Here is an 11,874-nt window from a genome sequence, read left to right on the forward strand (position 1 = left end):
GTTATTCGTATGGATAATAAGATAATTTCATTATTAAACACATAGCTGCTTACGCATAATCGTCTCCATATCCGGACCAGCCGCGAACCACGCGGCGGCCACCCGTAGAAGCCGGCATCAGCCGGACATACTGGAGACAACAATGCCCGACGGCCACACCGCCGGCGCCGATCAGGCTGCTGACCGCAGCGCTGATCGCGCTGCCTATTACGCGCGCATCGCCAAAAAGCACATGGCTCCCCTGTGGGAGTCCTTGCACAATCTGGTGCCCCGCCAGCCCGCCCCGCGCTGCGTTGCCGCCCTCTGGAAGTACGACGACGTGCGCGACGACGTCATGGCGTCCGGCTCGCTGATCACCGCCGAAGAAGCCGTGCGCCGCGTCCTGATCCTGGAGAATCCGGGCCTGCCCGGCCAGGCGAGCATCACGCAAAGCCTGTACGCGGGCCTGCAATTGATCCTGCCTGGCGAGATCGCGCCCAGCCACCGCCACACGCAGTCGGCGCTGCGCTTCATCGTCGAAGGCCGGGGCGCCTACACGGCGGTAAACGGCGAGCGCACCACCATGCACCCGGGCGACTTCATCATCACGCCGTCCTGGACCTGGCACGACCACGGCAACGCGGAAACCGCCGAAGGCGGCGAACCCGTCGTGTGGCTGGACGGCCTGGACATCCCGCTGCTGCGGTTCCTGGACGCCGGCTTCGCCGAAAACTATCCCCAGGCCACCCAACCCGTCACGCGGCCCGAGGGCGACAGCATGGCGCGCTTCGGACACAACATGGCGCCCGTGCGCCACAAAACCACCAGCGGCACGTCGCCCATCTTCAACTACCCCTACGAACGCAGCCGCGAGGCGCTGGACGCGCTGTACCGGCACGGTGAACTGGACCCCTGGGACGGCGTGAAGCTGCGCTACCTGAACCCCGCCACGGGCGGCTACCCCATGCCGACGATGGCGACGTTCATGCAATTGCTGCCCGCCGGTTTCCAGGGCAAGACCCACCGCAGTACCGATTCCACGGTCTACAGCGTGGTGGAAGGCCGCGGCACGGCGCGTATCGGCGACCAGGAATTTCACTTCGGCCCGCGCGACATCTTCGTGGCGCCGTCCTGGCTTCCCGTGCAACTGGCCGCGCTGGAAGACGCCACGCTATTCAGCTATTCGGACCGCCCGGTCCAGGACGCGCTGGGCCTGTGGCGCGAAGAACGCGTCGCCTGACCCGGCGCCCGCACCCGTTCGTCTTTCTTTCCCCTCCGTATCCCAAGGGTGATCCATGCCTTTCGTATTTGCTCCAGCCGCTCCGGTCGCCGTGCCCGTCGCCGGCAGCCAGGATGCCTTCCCCGTCCGCCGCGTGTACTGCGTGGGCCGGAACTATGCCGCCCACGCCCGTGAAATGGGCTTCGACCCCGACCGCGAACCGCCCTTCTTCTTCTGCAAGCCCGCGGACGCGATCATGCCGGTCGCCGACGGCCAGACGCTGGACCTGCCGTACCCGCCCGAGACTGCCAACCTGCATTACGAGATCGAACTGGTCGCGGCCATCGGCAAGGGCGGCGCCAATATCGCGGTGGACGACGCGCCGACACACGTCTGGGGCTATGCCGTGGGCCTGGACATGACGCGGCGCGACCTGCAGATGAAGATGCGCCAAGCCGGCCGCCCGTGGGAACTGGGCAAGGCCTTCGACCAGAGCGCGCCCATCGGCCCGCTGCACCCTGCCGGGTCCGTCCCTGGCATCGGCCAGGCCGCCATCTGGCTGCAGGTCAACGGCGTCGACAAGCAACGCAGCGATATCGGCAAGCTGATCTGGTCCATCGCCGAAACCATCTCCTACCTGTCCAGGTATTTCCGCCTGGAAGCGGGCGACCTGATCTACACCGGCACGCCCGAGGGCGTGGGGCCCGTGGTGCGCGGCGACACCATGGTCGGCGGTGTCGATGGCCTGGGCACGCTCAGCGTGCGCATGGTCTGACCTTCCAGGAACCCGTATGCAACTCCACAGCTTCTTCAATAGCTCCACGTCCTACCGCGTACGCATCGCGCTCGCGCTCAAGGACCTGCCCTACGAATACCTGCCCGTGAACCTGCGCAAGCAGGAGCAGCGCGCCGCCGGCTATGTGGCACGGAACCCGTCCGCCGGCGTGCCGCTGCTGATCGATGGCGACACGCAGTTGTCGCAATCGCTCGCCATCGTCGACTACCTGGATGCCACGCATCCCGAGCCCCGCCTGATTCCGGCCGATACGCTGGCGCGCGCCCGCGTGCTGGAGCTGTCCGACGCCATTTCCTGCGACATCCATCCCGTCAACAACATGCGCATCCTGCGGTATCTGCAGGACGTGCTGGGCGCGACCGAGGAACAAAAGACCGCCTGGTACCACCACTGGATCCGCGAGGGCCTGAGCGCCGTCGAGGAACTGCTGGCGCGCCACGGACATGGCCCGTATTGCTTCGGCGACGCGCCCACGCTGGCCGATTGCTGCCTGGTGCCGCAAGTGGCCAACGCGCAGCGGATGGGCTGCGACCTGTCCGCCTACCCGCGCATTCTGCGGATCTTCGACCACTGCAACGCGCAGCCCGCGTTCCAGGCCGCCGCGCCCGCGCGCCAGCCCGACTACACCCAATGACGACGCCCATGCAAGAACCCGACACCCACGGCGCGCCGCTGCGCGAATACACCGATCCGGCTTATCGGCCCCTGTGCGCCAACCTGGCCGACGTACGCGCCAATATCGACCGGCTGGACGACGAGATCGTGCGCCTGATCGCCGAGCGCGCCATGTACGTCAAGGACGCGGCGCGGTTCAAGCGCGACGCCTTCCAGGTGAGTGCGCCCGCGCGCCAGGCCCAGGTGTTCGACAAAGCCCGCGCGCTGGCCGAACGGCATAACCGGGGCTTCGCCAATCTTGAGCAGGTGGTGGACGCTACCTACCGGGCGATGGTCGCTGCCTTCATCGCCAACGAGCAAACCTATTTCGCCACCATGAAAGACGTGGGAGACACGCATGAATAAGTCCCGTCCGCTGACGCTGGCCCGCCACGCCGCAGCGCGCGCCCTGATGCTGGCGCTGGCCGCCGCCGCACCGCTATCGGCAGCCCAGGCCGCCGATGCCTGGCCCACGCAACCGCTCAAGGCCATCGTGCCCTTCGGGCCCGGCTCCAGCCCCGACCAGGTCGCCCGCATCGTCGGCGAAAAGGCCGGCGCCATCCTGGGCCAGACCATCGTCATTGAAAACAAGCCGGGCGCCAGCGGCAACATCGGCACCTTCGCCATCGCCAACGCCAAACCCGACGGCTATACCTTCGGCGTATCCATCACCGGTCCGCTGGTGAACAACACGCTGCTGTTCGATAAGCTGCCGTACGCACCCGCGACCGACCTGTCGCCGCTGACGCTGGCCGTGCACCAACCCAACGTGCTGGTCGTGCCGGCATCCGCCGGCATCGGCAATGTCGGCCAATTGCTGGATGCGCTGAAGCGGAACCCGGACAAGTACAACTTCCCGTCACCCGGCGCAGGCACCGTATCGCACCTTGCCGTCGAGCTGCTGCTGCAGCAGATCGGCGCGCGCGCCACGCATGTGCCTTACCCCTCGTCGCCCGCCGCGCTGACCTCGTTGCTGTCGGGCGATACGCAATTCGCAGCACTGCCCCCGATCGCTGTCATGCCGATGGTCAAGGACGGGCGGCTGAAGGCCTTGGCCGTCACCTCGTCCAAGCGTTCCGCGCTGCTGCCGGACATCCCGACCTTGGCCGAAGTCGGCGTGCCGGGCATCGAGGGATCCGCGTGGATCGGCTTCGTCGTGTCGTCCAAGGTGCCCGCCGATATCCAGAAGAAGCTGTCCGATGCGCTGATCCAGGCGATCCACGACCCGGACGTCACCAAGCGGCTGCAAGCCCAATTCATGGACCCTGTCGGCGGCACGCCCGCGGAGTTCCGCGCCTACATGGACGAGGAACTCAAGCGCTGGGAGCCCCTGATCAAGAAACTGGGCATCAAGGGCCAGTGACGCGCCAGCCAAGCAAGCGACGCATGACAAGCAAGGAAAATCAGATGGTCATCAACGAACCCGCGCGCCAGGTCCCGCTCTACGGCGAGTATGACGTCGTGGTGCTGGGCGGCGGCCCGGCCGGCGTGCTGGCCGCTGCCAGCGCCGCACGCAACGGCGCCCGCGTGCTGCTGGCGGAACGCTACGGCTTCCTGGGCGGCATGGGCACGGCGGCAGGCGTGTCGAACTTCTGCGGGCTGCACGCCAACATCCACGGCGACATCCGGCAAGTGGTGCACGGCATGACCGACGACCTGCTTGACCGCATGCGCGCCATGGACGGCTTGAACGATCCCCATCTGATCCTGGGCAAAATCCATGCCCAGGCCTACGACATCTCGGCGTTCAAGTGCGCGGCCGACGGCCTGGTGCAGGACAGCGGGGCCCACGTGCTGTTCCATGCCCTGGCCACCGGCCTTGCGCGCGCCGAAGACGGCCGCGTGGACGCGTTGTTCCTGGAAACCAAGTCCGGCCGCTGCGCGGTGCGCGCCAAGGTATTCATCGACTGCTCGGGCGATGCCGACATCGCGAAATGGGGCGGCCTGCCGTTTGAAAAAGGCGACGAGCACGGCCACATGCTCTACCCCACCCTGATGTTCAAGGTGGGCAACGTGGACGGCGCGCGCGCCCAGGAAGCCTGGAAGACCATTCCCCTCTTGATGGACCAGGCCGCGGCCAGTGGCGAATTCTCGTTCCCACGCCGGGGCGCCATCGTCCGTCCGCAAAAGCACGATTACGAATGGCGCGTGAACGTCACGCAGCTGGCCAACGCCGACGGCAGCGCGGCCGACGGCACCGATGCCGGATCGCTGTCAGCGGGCGAACTGGAAGGCCGCCGACAGATCATGCAATACCTGGGTTTCCTGCGTGCCAAGGTGCCGGGCTTTGAGAACGCGTATGTGCTGGACATCGCGCCGCAGTTGGGCATCCGCGAAACCCGCCGCATCGTGGGCGAAGCCGTGCTGACCAAGGACCACGTGCTGGGCTGCGCCGATTTCGAAGACAGCATCGGCGTGAACGGCTGGCCATTGGAAATGCACACGGCGGGCGACGTGCAATGGATGTGGCCGCCCATTCCCGAATCGCGTGGCTACAACCAGCTGCCGTTCCGGATGATGGTGCCCAAGCGCGGCCCTGGCGTCGCGGACAACGTGCTGGTGGCCGGCCGCTGCGCCTCCATGACGCACGAAGGCCAGTCAGCCGCGCGCGTCAGCGGTAGCTGCTTCGTGATGGGCGAGGCCGCAGGCACCGCCGCGGCCATGGCACTGCGCGCCGGCATCGCCCCCGCCGACGTGTCCGTGGCGGCCTTGCAGGCCCAGTTGAAGCGCCAAGGCTCCTTCCTTGGCGGCCAGGAATGACGGGGCGCGGACAACAACCATGAATACATCCCAGACATCTACTCAGCCCGCCCGATCCGTCATCGTGGTGGGCGGCGGCATCGGCGGCCTGGCCGCCGCGCTGGCGTTGACCCGCCAAGGCATCGCAGTGCAACTGCTGGAACAGGCCGCGCACATCGGCGAGATCGGCGCCGGCATCCAACTGGGCCCGAACGCCTTCGCCGCGCTGGACGCCCTGGGCGTGGGCCAGACGGCGCGCACGCGCGCGGTCTTCACCGACCACATCATCATGATGGACGCGGTGGATGCCCGGGAAGTGGTGCGCATCGACACGGGCGACGCGTTCCGCGCGCGCTTCGGCGGCCCGTATGCCGTGATCCATCGCGCTGACATCCACCTGTCCATCCTGGAAGCCGTGCAGCAGAACCCGCTGATCCGCTTTCGCACGTCCACCCAGATCGCCGGCATGGCGCAAGACGGCAACGGCGTCGAGGTCGTGGACACGGAGGGAAACCGCTATCGGGCGGATGCCGTCGTGGGTGCCGACGGCGTCAAGTCGGTGATCCGCGAACGCACGGTCGGCGACCCCGCACGCGTGACCGGCCACGTCGTCTACCGCGCGGTGGTCGAACGCGACAACATGCCCGAAGAACTACGCATCAACGCACCCGTGCTGTGGGCCGGCCCGCACTGCCACCTGGTGCACTACCCCTTGCGCGGCGGCCAACAATACAACCTGGTCGTCACCTTCCATAGCCGCGAACAAGAAGAATGGGGCGTGCGCGAAGGCAGCAAGGAAGAAGTGCTGTCGTACTTCCAGGGCATCCATCCGCGCCCGCACCAGATGCTGGACCGCCCCACGTCGTGGAAGCGCTGGGCCACCGCCGACCGCGAACCCGTCGAGCACTGGGGCCAGGGCCGCGTGACGCTGGTGGGCGACGCCGCCCATCCCATGACGCAATACATGGCCCAGGGCGCGTGCATGGCGCTGGAAGACGCCGTGACGCTGGGCCAAGCCGTGCGCCATTGCGGCCATGATCTGGAGGAAGCCTTCCGCCTGTACGAGTCGGTCCGCATCCCGCGCAGCGCGCGCGTGGTCTGGTCCACCCGGGAAATGGGCCGCCTGTATCACGCGCGGGGCGTGGAACGCACCGTGCGCAACCAACTGTGGACCGGCCGCAGCCAGTCCCAGTTCTATGACGCGTTGCAGTGGCTGTACGGTTGGAAGGTGGAGAACTGCCTCGCGGCCGCATAACAAAAGCACAAGAGGAGACAACATGAAGAAGAGCGCTATCGGCGGCACCGCCGCCATCCTGCTGGCGTTGGCGGCTTCCGCGGCCCACGCGCAGCAAAAGCCGGTCGACATCGGCTTCATCGGCACGCTTTCCACCCCCGCCGGCTACATCGGCGAAGACGAGCGCGACGCCTTCATGCTGGCCGTGAAAGAAGGCGGCGGCAAGCTGGGCGGCGTGCCCGTCAACGTGCGCGTCGAAGACGATGCGCTCAAACCCGCCAACGCCAAGCAGATCGCCGACAAGATGGTGCAGGACGGCGTGCGGCTCTTCACGGGCGTCAACTTCTCGAACGTCATGGCAGCCGTCGGCCCCACGGTGCTGAACGCCGGCGGCTTCTACGTCAGCCTGAACGCCGGCCCCTCCAACTACGCCGGCAAGGCGTGCAACCCCAACTATTTCGCGGTCGCCTTCCAGAACGATTCCTATGCGGACACCGCCGGCATCGCGGCCAACGAACTGGGCGCCAAGCGCGTCGTCGTCATGGCCCCGAACTACCAGGCCGGCCGCGACGCCGTCGCCGGCTTCAAACGCGCCTACAAGGGCGAGATCGCCGAGGAGATCTACACCAAGCTGGATCAGGCCGATTTCTCGGTGGAACTCGCCCGCATCCGTTCGCTGAACCCCGACGCCATCTTCCAGTTCCACCCGGGCGGCGCCGGCATCAACCTGACCAAGCAATTCGCCAACTCGGGCCTGTCAGACAAGATCCGGATGATCACGCCCATCTACTCGATGGACGACCGCATGCTGGCCGCAACCGGCACCGCAAGCAAGGGCTTTTATCTGAGTTCACTCTGGAGCGCCGACCTGGACAACGCGCAGAACAGGCACTTCGTCGACGCCTTCACCAAGGCCTACCAGCGCCCGCCCACCGCCTACGCCGCGCAGGCCTACGACACCGCCAACTTGATCGCCTCGGCGCTCAAAGCCGTCAACGGCGACGTCACCGGCCGGGCCGACGACTTCCGCAACGCATTACGGAAAGCCGGCTTCCCCACCGTACGCGGCAAATTCAAGTTCGGCCCCAATCAACACCCGATCCAGGACTGGTACCTGCTGCACATCGAAGCCGGCGCCGACGGCAAGCTCGTCTACAAGAACCAAAAGGTTCTCGCCCGCGACCACACCGATGTGCACGCAGCGGAATGCAAGATGTAGGAAAAATGGGCAGTGACGCCGGCACAACAGAACCGGCGCGTAGCGGTCAACGCCGCGACGCAAGACACCGCGTAAGCCCCACAAGGCCGCCCGCGCGGCCGGCATGGGGCGGGCCTCGCAAATCTTCCCTATCCGCTCCGCCGGTGACAAGCACCCTTAGGAAGCAGGCCTCTCCCGCTGACGGAAGATTGCAGACGACAAAGCCCGTCGCGTCGGTGGCCCGGGGTGCGAGGGGCCACCGACGCGACGGGCGTCTTAAAAATCCGCGTCGCCGCACATCAACCAATCAATCGATCAAGCAAAAATCAATTCAAACTCGCCCCAGAAATCTTGACGATCTCCTGATACTTCGCCTTCTCGCCCTTGACGAATTCGGCAAATGCTTCAGGCGTCATCGGCGCCGCCTCGGACCCCATGGTCAGCAAACGCTGCTTCACATCAGGTTGCTGCATCGCTTCCGAGTAGGCTTTGTTCAGCTTCGCCACCACCGGCGCCGGCGTGCCGCCGGTCGTGAACACGCCGAACCAGGTTCCCAGGTCGAATCCCTTGATCCCCGATTCTTCGACCGTCGGCACATCCGCCAACAACGACGAACGCTTCGCCGTCGTCACGGCCAGAGCCTTCACCTTGCCGTCCTTGATCAAGGGCGCCGACGCCGCCAGATTGTCGAACATGAAATCGGACTGGCCCGACAGCAGCGCCAACTGCGCCGGCGCCGCGCCCTGGTAAGGAATGTGCTCCACATTGATACCGGCGCGTGCCTTCAGCAGCTCACCCGACAAATGGCCGGCGCTGCCGTTGCCGCCCGAACCGTAGTTCAGTTTGCCTGGGTTCGTCTTCGCGTACTCGACCAGGTCGGCCAGCGTCTTGATGTTGTTCTTGTCGGCGAATTCCACGTTCATCACCAGCACGTTCGGCACCGCTGCGACGATCGTGACCGGCGCAAAATCCTTCACCGGGTCATACGGCAGGTTGGCAAACAGCCAGGGGTTGATCGCGTGCGTCGCCACCGCGCCCATCACCAGCGTGTAGCCGTCGGCCGGCGCCTTGGCCACCAGGTCGGCGCCGATGTTGCCGCCTGCGCCAGAGCGGTTTTCCACGATCACGGCCTGGCCGAGCGAACCGCGCACCTTTTCCGCCAGCATGCGGGCCATGGTGTCCAGCGGGCCGCCGGGCGGGTAAGGCACGACGAAGCGGATCGGCTTCGTCGGGAAATCCGTGGCTTGCGCCAGGGCGGGCGCACCGAAAGGCAGGGTCGCGGCAAGCGCCACAGCGCCTTGCAGCAATGCGCGGCGCATAGCGCGGCGGGGGGTTTTCGTCATCATGTTGTTCTCCTCACTCCGGATCGATTGCGGTCAGTAGCATACCGCAGGAAGCAAACTGACGTAACAAAGAGATACTTCCCGACCTTACCCCTGCGGAGTGGGTTCACGTTTGGTTTTGACAAGCGCAGTCAAGGACACGCCAAGCGCGTTCATCACCTTGCGCAATGTGTGATAGCTGGGATTCGCCCCTGGGGCGAGGACTCGATAAAGATTCGTTCGCGCGAGTCCCGTTTCACGCGAGATTTCGGTAATGCCGCGAGCGCGGGCCACATCGCCCAGCGCTTCAAGAAACGCATCGGGATCCTCTTCGGCCGCTGCGTCCGCAAGATAATGCGCGATCGTTTCATCATCTTTCAGATAGTTCGCTGCGTCGAAGTCACGGTATTTCGTCATGATCGGTACTCCGTTTTATTTGCGTCCAGAGGCGTTTCGCAAGCGCGATATCTCTGGCTTGGCTGCCTTTGTCGCCACCGCAAAGCAATACATACACGACCCTTCCCGCCCGGGCGTAGTACACGCGGTAGCCGGTGCCGATGTCCACCCGCATTTCACTAATGCCTTGCCCCACGGGTTCAGCGTCCCCGAAATTTCCCTTTGTTGCACGGGATAAACGGCGCAGGATTTGAGCGCGCGCTCGGGCGTCTCGCAATGATTCAAGCCAACGGGAAAATTCCTCGGTTTCTCGAAATCTGAACATACCGGATTGTCGCTCAAAAGGCACATTCAGAACAACACCCATGAAAAACACCCCAAGCGCCGGACCTGTGTCCAACGCTTGAGGTGCTTGAGAATGCGGGATTCCCGCGATCAGTGCAGGATCTGACTCAGGAAGAGCTTGGTCCGGTCGTTCTGCGGGTTGTCGAAGAATTCGTCCGGGCTGTTCTGCTCGATGATCTCGCCGCGGTCCATGAAGATCACACGGTTGGCGACCTTGCGTGCGAAGCCCATTTCGTGGGTCACGCAGATCATCGTCATGCCGCTTTCCTGGGCCAGGCTGACCATCACGTCCAGCACTTCCTTGACCATTTCCGGGTCAAGCGCGGACGTCGGCTCATCGAACAGCATGATCTTGGGGTTCATGCACAGCGAACGCGCGATCGCCACGCGCTGCTGCTGGCCTCCCGACAACTGGCCGGGAAACTTCTTGGCCTGCTCCGGAATGCGCACGCGCTCCAGATATTTCATGGCCGTCGCCTCGGCTTCCGAGCGAGGCTTCTTCAGCACCCACATGGGACCCAGCGTCAGGTTTTCCAGCACGGTCAGATGCGGGAACAGGTTGAAGTGCTGGAACACCATGCCGACGTCCTTGCGGATCGTCTCGATGTGCTTCAGGTCGTTGGTGAGCTCCGTGCCGTCCACGATGATGTGGCCTTTCTGGTGCTCTTCCAGACGATTGATGCAGCGGATCATCGTGGACTTGCCCGACCCCGAGGGGCCGCACACCACAATGCGCTCGCCTTGCGCCACGTCCAGGTTGATATTGCGCAACACGTGGAACTGGCCATACCACTTGTTCACGTCCTGCAAACGAATAATGGCATCGGACATGCCTGTACTCCCGTAAATATCGCTGTGCGCGCCCGCCTTGCGGCGGACGTGCGGCATTGGCTAGCGTTTGTGATCAGTCGCAAGACGTTTTTCAAGCGCCTGACTGTACTTGGACATGGAAAAGCAGAACACGAAGTAGATCAGCGAGATGAAGAGATACGCCTCTACGCCGAATCCGCGCCATGCCGCGTCGGACAAGGCCGCCTTGGCCGCCAGGGTCAGGTCGAAGATGCCGATGATCACCACCAGCGACGTGTCCTTGAACAGCGCGATGAAAATGCTGACCAGCGGCGGAATCACGATCTTCAGCGCCTGCGGCAGGATGATCTTGCGCATCTGCTGCCAGTAGTTCAGGCCCAGCGAATCCGCGCCTTCGTACTGCCCCTTCGGGATGGCCTGCAAACCGCCGCGCACCGTTTCCGCGATGTAGGCCGCGGCGAACATGATGATGGCGATCTGCGCGCGCAAGAGCTTGTCGATCGAGAAGCCTTCCGGCAGGAACAGCGGCAGCATCACCGACGACATGAACAGCAGGCTGATCAGCGGCACGCCTCGGATCAGCTCGATGTACACGACGCACAGCGCCTTGATGGCGGGCATTTTCGAACGCCGGCCCAAGGCCAGCAGCACGCCGATGGGGAACGCGAAGGCAATGCCGAACGTGGACAGGATCAGCGTCAGCGGCAGGCCGCCCCAGCGCGCGTTCTCCACGTAGGTCAGGCCGAACACGCCGCCCCACATCAGCAGCGCCACGGCGGTCAGGCCCACGGTCCAGATGACGGCCAGCTTCCAGTTCCAGAAACGGCGGATGCCGCTGCAGACGATCACCGCCACCAGGATGATGGTGGCGATCAGCGGACGCCACTGTTCATCGAACGGATAGGTGCCGAACAGGATCAGCCGGTGCTTCTCGATGATGAACGCCCAGCAGGCGCCCCCCGAGGCACGGCATTCCTGCGCGTTGGCCGCGTTGAAGTCCGCTTTGAAGAAGGCCCATTCCAGCAGCGCCGGCACCGCCATCAACAGGAACCACGCAAGCAGTACTGTGATGAGGATGTTCAGCGGCGACGAGAACAGGCGGGATTTAAGCCATGCCCATGCGCCCACGTGCGTGCTGGGCGGCGGCAGGCCTTCGCTGGGGGTATGCGTAGTGCTGCTCAT

The 11,874-nt window shown here is 64.8% G+C and carries 13 protein-coding genes; 8 read left to right on the forward strand and 5 right to left on the reverse strand.

What is annotated here, in order from left to right:
• Positions 1–142: 142 nt before the first annotated feature.
• From gtdA to HG262_RS03490, 8 genes are read left to right on the forward strand one after another with little or no spacing between them, the layout of a single operon-like run.
• Entirely contained in the window at positions 143–1,219 is a 1,077-nt protein-coding gene (gene gtdA, locus HG262_RS03455; protein ID WP_169269707.1) for a gentisate 1,2-dioxygenase, read from the forward strand.
• A 55-nt stretch (positions 1,220–1,274) separates the two neighbouring features.
• Positions 1,275–1,973, forward strand: coding sequence for a fumarylacetoacetate hydrolase family protein (locus HG262_RS03460; protein ID WP_169269708.1), 699 nt, complete (start codon positions 1,275–1,277; stop codon positions 1,971–1,973).
• Positions 1,974–1,989: 16 nt separating this feature from the next.
• Entirely contained in the window at positions 1,990–2,628 is a 639-nt protein-coding gene (maiA, locus tag HG262_RS03465) for a maleylacetoacetate isomerase (protein ID WP_169269709.1), read from the forward strand.
• Positions 2,625–3,014, forward strand: coding sequence for a chorismate mutase (locus HG262_RS03470; protein ID WP_169269710.1), 390 nt, complete (start codon positions 2,625–2,627; stop codon positions 3,012–3,014). The genes maiA and HG262_RS03470 overlap by 4 nt, the downstream gene beginning before the upstream one ends.
• Entirely contained in the window at positions 3,007–4,011 is a 1,005-nt protein-coding gene (locus HG262_RS03475; protein ID WP_169269711.1) for a tripartite tricarboxylate transporter substrate binding protein, read from the forward strand. Before HG262_RS03470 ends, HG262_RS03475 begins: the two co-directional genes overlap by 8 nt.
• Before the next feature lie 44 nt (positions 4,012–4,055).
• On the forward strand, positions 4,056–5,408 hold the full coding sequence (locus HG262_RS03480) for an FAD-dependent oxidoreductase (RefSeq protein ID WP_169269748.1): 1,353 nt from the start codon (positions 4,056–4,058) through the stop codon (positions 5,406–5,408).
• A gap of 19 nt (positions 5,409–5,427) precedes the next feature.
• On the forward strand, positions 5,428–6,642 hold the full coding sequence (locus HG262_RS03485; protein WP_169269712.1) for a 3-hydroxybenzoate 6-monooxygenase: 1,215 nt from the start codon (positions 5,428–5,430) through the stop codon (positions 6,640–6,642).
• A 22-nt stretch (positions 6,643–6,664) separates the two neighbouring features.
• A complete protein-coding gene (locus tag HG262_RS03490) occupies positions 6,665–7,840 on the forward strand; it encodes an ABC transporter substrate-binding protein (protein WP_169269713.1) in 1,176 nt (391 codons plus the stop codon).
• Positions 7,841–8,145: 305 nt separating this feature from the next.
• Here HG262_RS03490 and HG262_RS03495 read toward each other — a convergent pair whose 3' ends face one another.
• From HG262_RS03495 to HG262_RS03515, 5 genes are all read right to left on the reverse strand, one after another.
• Entirely contained in the window at positions 8,146–9,162 is a 1,017-nt protein-coding gene (locus HG262_RS03495) for a tripartite tricarboxylate transporter substrate binding protein (protein ID WP_169269749.1), read from the reverse strand.
• Positions 9,163–9,249: 87 nt separating this feature from the next.
• Entirely contained in the window at positions 9,250–9,558 is a 309-nt protein-coding gene (locus tag HG262_RS03500; RefSeq protein ID WP_088591049.1) for an addiction module antidote protein, read from the reverse strand.
• Positions 9,542–9,904 (reverse strand): type II toxin-antitoxin system RelE/ParE family toxin, encoded by a 363-nt coding sequence (locus tag HG262_RS03505; protein WP_282436992.1) that lies wholly within the window; start codon positions 9,902–9,904, stop codon positions 9,542–9,544. The genes HG262_RS03500 and HG262_RS03505 overlap by 17 nt, the downstream gene beginning before the upstream one ends.
• A 68-nt stretch (positions 9,905–9,972) precedes the next feature.
• Positions 9,973–10,713, reverse strand: a complete 741-nt coding sequence (locus HG262_RS03510) for an amino acid ABC transporter ATP-binding protein (RefSeq protein ID WP_169269714.1) — start codon at positions 10,711–10,713, stop codon at positions 9,973–9,975.
• Positions 10,714–10,773: 60 nt separating this feature from the next.
• On the reverse strand, positions 10,774–11,874 hold the full coding sequence (locus tag HG262_RS03515) for an amino acid ABC transporter permease (RefSeq protein ID WP_169269715.1): 1,101 nt from the start codon (positions 11,872–11,874) through the stop codon (positions 10,774–10,776).

This window comes from Achromobacter sp. Bel, assembly GCF_012928505.1.
In the GTDB taxonomy this organism is placed as follows: Bacteria; Pseudomonadota; Gammaproteobacteria; order Burkholderiales; family Burkholderiaceae_B; genus Achromobacter.

Bases quoted from the DNA above. Each gene is read 5' to 3' on its own strand.
- gtdA (WP_169269707.1), top strand. From the start codon at position 143: ATGCCCGACGGCCACACCGCCGGCGCCGATCAGGCTGCTGACCGCAGC.
- HG262_RS03460 (WP_169269708.1), top strand. From the start codon at position 1,275: ATGCCTTTCGTATTTGCTCCAGCCGCTCCGGTCGCCGTGCCCGTCGCC.
- maiA (WP_169269709.1), top strand. From the start codon at position 1,990: ATGCAACTCCACAGCTTCTTCAATAGCTCCACGTCCTACCGCGTACGC.
- HG262_RS03470 (WP_169269710.1), top strand. From the start codon at position 2,625: ATGACGACGCCCATGCAAGAACCCGACACCCACGGCGCGCCGCTGCGC.
- HG262_RS03475 (WP_169269711.1), top strand. From the start codon at position 3,007: ATGAATAAGTCCCGTCCGCTGACGCTGGCCCGCCACGCCGCAGCGCGC.
- HG262_RS03480 (WP_169269748.1), top strand. From the start codon at position 4,056: ATGGTCATCAACGAACCCGCGCGCCAGGTCCCGCTCTACGGCGAGTAT.
- HG262_RS03485 (WP_169269712.1), top strand. From the start codon at position 5,428: ATGAATACATCCCAGACATCTACTCAGCCCGCCCGATCCGTCATCGTG.
- HG262_RS03490 (WP_169269713.1), top strand. From the start codon at position 6,665: ATGAAGAAGAGCGCTATCGGCGGCACCGCCGCCATCCTGCTGGCGTTG.
- HG262_RS03495 (WP_169269749.1), bottom strand. From the start codon at position 9,162: ATGACGAAAACCCCCCGCCGCGCTATGCGCCGCGCATTGCTGCAAGGC.
- HG262_RS03500 (WP_088591049.1), bottom strand. From the start codon at position 9,558: ATGACGAAATACCGTGACTTCGACGCAGCGAACTATCTGAAAGATGAT.
- HG262_RS03505 (WP_282436992.1), bottom strand. From the start codon at position 9,904: ATGGGTGTTGTTCTGAATGTGCCTTTTGAGCGACAATCCGGTATGTTC.
- HG262_RS03510 (WP_169269714.1), bottom strand. From the start codon at position 10,713: ATGTCCGATGCCATTATTCGTTTGCAGGACGTGAACAAGTGGTATGGC.
- HG262_RS03515 (WP_169269715.1), bottom strand. From the start codon at position 11,874: ATGAGCAGCACTACGCATACCCCCAGCGAAGGCCTGCCGCCGCCCAGC.